3 protein-coding genes are annotated in these 5791 nt (G+C 67.4%); 1 reads left to right on the top strand and 2 read right to left on the bottom strand.

What is annotated here, in order from left to right; all coding sequences use genetic code 11:
* The coding region (locus AC1DHD_RS13535) for an alpha/beta hydrolase (protein WP_476880212.1) at positions 1-935 on the top strand (935 nt) is incomplete at its 5' end.
* Here AC1DHD_RS13535 and AC1DHD_RS13530 read toward each other — a convergent pair.
* Together AC1DHD_RS13530 and AC1DHD_RS13525 are read right to left on the bottom strand one after the other, a co-directional pair.
* On the bottom strand, positions 925-3564 hold the full coding sequence (locus tag AC1DHD_RS13530) for a bifunctional lysylphosphatidylglycerol flippase/synthetase MprF (RefSeq protein WP_476880211.1): 2640 nt from the start codon (positions 3562-3564) through the stop codon (positions 925-927). The two genes, AC1DHD_RS13535 and AC1DHD_RS13530, sit on opposite strands and share 11 nt — an antisense overlap.
* A 284-nt stretch (positions 3565-3848) precedes the next feature.
* Positions 3849-5791 (bottom strand): bifunctional lysylphosphatidylglycerol flippase/synthetase MprF (locus tag AC1DHD_RS13525; RefSeq protein ID WP_476880210.1); only part of this gene is annotated, 1943 nt, incomplete at its 5' end.

Raw genomic sequence — 5791 nt, 5'->3', positions numbered from 1 at the left:
TCTTTGGGGACACCGGCGTGAAGATGGAAACCCTCGACCAGTTCAAGAACCAGGAACGCGGGAACCCGGTTCCGTTGTCGACGCCGAGTGAGGCTCCCACCACGCTGGCAAACTGGACGGCGCCGGAGGGTATGCCCAGCCAAGGGACCGTGATCCGGGCGTTCATCCCGGCACCCATCTCCCATGAGGTCTCCTCCACCGCCTTTGTCTACCTTCCCCCGGCGTACCTTTCCACTCCGCGGGCCGACCTGCCCGTGCTGGTCCTGATCCACGGAGTCCCGGGAGAACCGGTCGACTGGCTGCGCAACGGCCGGATCGCCCAGTTTATGGACGACTACGCGGCCTCGCACAAGGGGCTGGCGCCGATCATCGTGATGCCCGACGCCGGAGCCAAGTGGGCCAACTACCCCCCGCTGTGCATGAACAGCAAGCAAGGCCAGGCCGGCAGGTACCTCAGCGAGGACGTGCCCAACTGGATCAAGGCCACCTTCGGTGCCGGCAAGCACTCCACCAGCCAGTGGGCCATCGGCGGGTTCTCCTACGGCGGGACGTGCGCCATGCAGTTGGCCATGAACTACCCCGAGGTCTACCCGACGTTCATCGACAGCTCCGGCGAAAACCAGCCGACCATCCGGCAGGGCCACCAGGTGCTCCTGCAGCAGTACTTCGGCGGCAGCGCCGCGGAGTTCAAGAAGCAGAACGCCCTGGATGTCATCAAGACACGCAAGTACCCGCACACCGCCGGCATTGTCACCGTAGGCGCCGGGGATCCGTTCTTCCGGGCCCAGGGAGTCCAGGTCTACCAGGGCATGAAGAAGGCGGGTATCAACGTGCAGTTCCAGGAAGCGCCGGGCGGCCACGCCTGGACGGCCTGGAAGTACGGGGTCGAGAACAACATGGACTGGCTGATGACCCGCCTGGGGGTCAACGGCTGAGCTGCTGCTCGGGCTGGCCTGCCCGGACCGGCCGGCGCGCGGACTGCGGACCGGCGGTGACGTCGCGAAGCAGCCGCGCCGTATGGCGCAGTGACCAGGTTGGCAGATAGGCCTCGGCCAGGGCACGGCCGATCAGGGGCAGCGCCAGCGGATCCTGGTAAAGGATAAAGAGCGTCCGGTGCTGCGGCTGGAACCGCTGCTTGAACGCCGCCAGCGACCGGAAGCCATACACCGGCTCGAGGACGTCCCCCAGCCAGCGCAGCAGCCGGCCGGCGGGGGCTGCATCGACGTCGGCGGCCGCGACGTCCGGACCGCCGGGTTCCAGGACGGGAGCATCCTGCCCCCCGGATTGACCGCCCTGCCGGCGGCGCACCAGCGCCGTCGCCGGCACCAGGGGCGAGCCGGACAGCGAGATCTCGGTCATTGTGCCTTTGAAGCGGAGCACTGCGGAGGCGATCAGGAACTCCATCACGCCGTTAAAGCAGTCGTCGCGGCGGCGCATGAAGTCCAGCGTCCGGCTGACCAGTTCACCGTCGTGGAAGACCGGCAGCCAACTGGTGACGCCGAGGACCGCGCCAGCAGGGTCCACGGCCAGGCAGAGCAGCACGTGATCGTCCTTGAGTTGCTCCACGCCACCGAGGGTGAAGCCCATTTCCGGAAGCGACCGTGAGGCGGCCCACTGGCCGGAAATCTCGTGCACCTGGGTCTGCAAGGCTCCCGGCAGGTCACTGTAGGCGCCCCAGCGGGCGGTGATGCCGAGCTTCCTGGCCTTGTTCATGGCGGTCCGGACGCTTTGCCACTCCCGGCCCCGGAAGTCGACGTCGGCCAGGGGCAGGACGGTTTCCTGCGCCACCTCCAGGCTCTTGAAGCCCATGGACCGCAGCTCGGCACAGTGCGCGTCCGCCACGGAGTACCAGCACGGCGTCAGGGTCTGCTCCGCGCAGTATCTGGTGAATTCGCGCTCCGCGGCTGCGAAGTCCACGTCGTGGCCGAACGGGCCGCCCGCCGTCAGCGCGATGCCGTGCCGCAGCTGGTAGGCAATGCCCACCGTGCCGGTGGAGTTGAACCAGTACCGGTTGTTCGGCCACAGGGCCATCCACGAAAGTGATCCGCCGCCCTGGAAGACCAGCCGACGTGCGACGGCACGGTCGGTTTCCATACGGCGGTCCCAGAGCCGGCGCTTGGTGAAAATCACGAGGACGGCGATCAGGCAGATGAGCCAGAACGCAGCGCCGCCGTAGCTGAAGAGCAGCGAGGACCAGTAGCCCCGCGGGTGTACGGACACCGAGTACTTGAAGGAGAACGGGTAGGGCAGGAACATCCGCGGCAGGGTGGCCCCGAGAGCGAGCAGACCGGCACGGTGCCGGTCGTTGCCCTCGGCGAACCAGGCAATGACATACACAGCGACGAAGGCCCCGAAGACGGCCGGCACGATCACCAGTGCCCGGCGCCCGAGGACCGGATCCGTGTCCACGGCAAAGTGCCGGCGGTTGAACCACAGGGCAGCGGCAATGAGCAACGGCACCAGCACCACCGGAAGGATCTCCACGATGCCCGAGTCGACCGGAATCCTGCGCCGGCCGCTCCTGACGTACACCCCGAAGTGCGCGAAGAGCTGGAGGTACACCGCTGAGATCACTCCCACGGCCAGGTGCGCTCCGGTCGCGATCCACAGCGCCACCCGGTTCCCCCGCCGCAGCCCTTCCGCGCACGCGAGCAGGAGAAGCAGTGGCACCACCGACAGGGCCGCTCCCCCGGGCCCGTGCAGGCCGGGGCTGTGCATGATCTGGGGGCAACCGGCGTTGACGGCGGCGACGCAGTCGGTTTGGAGCTCGCTAAGGCTGGGCACGGGATTGACGATCAGGTTCCGGAGGGCCGCCAGCGGCCCGACGGGTGCCTGGGACAGTCCCGCCAGGACCGGACCTGCGGCGAAGACCGCCACGGTCATGGCCAGGACGGACCTGACGTCACGGCCGGTCCAGGGGTTCTCCCCCGCAGCGCGCCGGTCCGCCGTCCGTAGCCCCGCACGCGTCACCGGAGGGGCTGAGGAACGGGCTGAGGAACGGGCTGAGGCCATGGACGCCGCCCATCCGCTGGCCAGCCCGCACAGCGCGCCAAGGAACGTGAGCAGGTTCTGGGGGTGGCCGACGTAGAGCAGGAGCATGATCGTCACCGCCAGGCCGACGGAGCGAACCCGCCGCCGCCACAGCGGACCAAGGGCCGGGCCCGCGGCCATGACGGCAGCCAGGCTTCCCGCGAACGGGCCCGCCAATGCCGGGTGTTGCATGGAACTGAGCCAGCTGCTGCCGAGTTCATCACCGGCAGCCACGATCCCGACATAGAACAAGACGGCGGCCACATGGCCGGCTACCAGCGCCGCCGCGGCCCTTCCGCTCCCCAGTGCGAGTTCGGCGACCCCGACACATATGAGCAACACCAGGCTGGCAAGCACATACGAAGAGATGCCGCCGGGAAACAGCATGCTCGCCGGGATCGAAGCCCACTGTGAACTCGTCAGGGTGTCCGGGCCCACGTCCACGAACGCGATCAACGCTGACGCCGGGCCGGAAATCAGTGATCCGGTGGCGGCGCCGGCTACCCACATCAGGAGAACCGACAGCCACGTCACAGGGATCTGCCGCAGGCCATAGCCCATTTGCGGCCTGGTCCGCCGGGTTGCTGTTGGCCCCTGCACACGTTCGTCCACGCGGACCGGTGTGCTGCTCGTAGGCTTCAYGTCCCCCGTCACTTCGAGTGCGGCAGCGCAACCCGTTACCGTGGCAGGGCTACGTCATGGCTGAAGCATATTCCGGTCCAGCCTGACGTTCGGGAGTAGTACGTACTCGCTTTTCAGCACCCCCGGCTGGGCTACCACTCGGGTGCCGGCAAGTACCGTGCCCGCCTCCGGGGCCGTTACCGGATGGCGCCCCGCAGCAGCCTGGCGGTGTGCCGGATGGACATCGTGGGCAGGTAGGCCTCAGTGACGGCACGGCCGATGACCGGCAGCGCCAGGGCGTCGTGATACATCATGTACAGCGTCCGGTGGCGTGGGTGGAATCGCTGTTTGAAAGCGGCGAGGGACCGGAATCCGTACACGGGTTCGAGCACGGCGCCCAGCCAGTCGAGGAAGCGGCCGATCGTGGCGCCGTCGTGCGTTTTTTGGTCGGCGTCGCCGTCGCGGACGGGCGCCAGCGGCGAACCAGACAGCGAAATTTCCGGCATGCTGCCGTCGAAATGGAGGACCGCGGAGGCGAGCAGGAATTCCATCACGCCGTTGAAACCGTCGGGGCTTCGGCGCATGAAGTCCAGGGTGCGTCCGGTGACGGCATCGTCCGTGAACACGGGGAGCCAACTGGTCACGCCATGGACCTTGCCTTCGGCGTCGACGGCAAGGCACAGCAACACGTTCTCGTCCTTCAGCTCCTCAATGCCGCCAAGGGTGAATCCCATCTCCGGAAGTGTTTTCTCCGAAACCCATTCCTCGGAAATCTCATGGACCTGGGTCCGGAGCGGGCCCGGGAGCTCGGCGTAGGTACACCACCGCGCCTCGACGGAGAGTTTGCGGGCCTTGTTGAGGGCGGTGCGGACGCCCTGCCACTCCTTGCCTTTGAATTCAATGCTGCCCAGCGGCAGCAGGGTCTCCTCGGCAACACGCACACGGCTAAACCCGAGGCGCTGCAGCAGTGGCCAGTGTTCGTCGGTGACGGAATACCAGCAGGGGGCGAGGGACTCCTGGGCGCAGAACGCCGTGAATTCCGTAATGGCGCCCTCCACGTCCTCGGCCCGGCCGAACGGCTCGCCGACGGTCAGCGCCACGTTGTAGTGCAGCTGGTAGGCAATGCCCACCGTCTCGGCGTCGTTGAACCAGTACCTGTTGTTGGGCCAGAGCGCCATCCAGGACAGCGAGCCRCCGCCTTGGCGGACCAGCCTCCGTGCCAGGGTGATTCCCCTGTCTGCCCGGAGGTCCCGGAGTTTACGGCTGGCGAACATGGCGAGGATGCTGATGAGGCAGATCAGCCAGAACACGGCCCCGCCGTAGCTGAAGATCAGCGGTGACCACACGCCGTGCGGATATACCGACACCGAGTAGCGGAAGGAGAAGGGGTAGGGAAGGAACATCCGCGGCAGGGTGGCAAGCAGGGCCACCAGCCCGGCCCTGTGGTTGTAGTTGTCCTCGGCGAACCACGCCACCACGTATGCGGCGACGAACACCGTAAAAACTCCGGCCAGCAGCAGCAGGGACCGCCGGCCGAGCACCGGATCCGCATCGACGTTGAAGTGCCTCCGGGAGGCAAACAAAGCCGCGGCGATGAGCAACGGCACCAGCACCACCGGCAGCACTTCAGTGACCCCGGCATCCACGGAGATCACCCGGGACCCGCTCCGGACGGACGCCCCGAACTGGGAGAACAGCTGCAAATAAATGGCGGAGAGCACGCCGATGACCAGCTGGACGGAGATCGCGACCCAGAGCGCGGCACGGTTGCCCCGGCGGAGTCCTTCGGCGCAGACCAGGAGGAGCACCAGCGGGACCAGGGACAGGGCTTCCAGGCCAGGGCCGCGGAGCCCCGGGCTGTGGATGATCTGGAGGCAGGATAGGTCGACGGCGGCCGAACAGCTCGCTTGGAGGTCGTTGATGGTGGGCAGCGGGTTTACCACCAGGTTCCGGAGCACGGCGAGCGGGCCCGAGGGTGCCTTGGCCAGGCTCGCCAGCGCCGGTCCGGCGGCAAAAACGGCGACCACCATAGATAGCAGCGCCCTGACTTCGCGGCTCGTGGAGTGCACAAAGTGGCCGGTCCCRCGCCGTCCGCCCAGGACGGCGCCGATGCCCAGGCCGCAAAAGACGCCCAGCATAC

The organism is Arthrobacter sp. 05L45_2, assembly GCF_056397525.1.
This window is presented reverse-complemented; position numbering and strand designations above follow the sequence as displayed.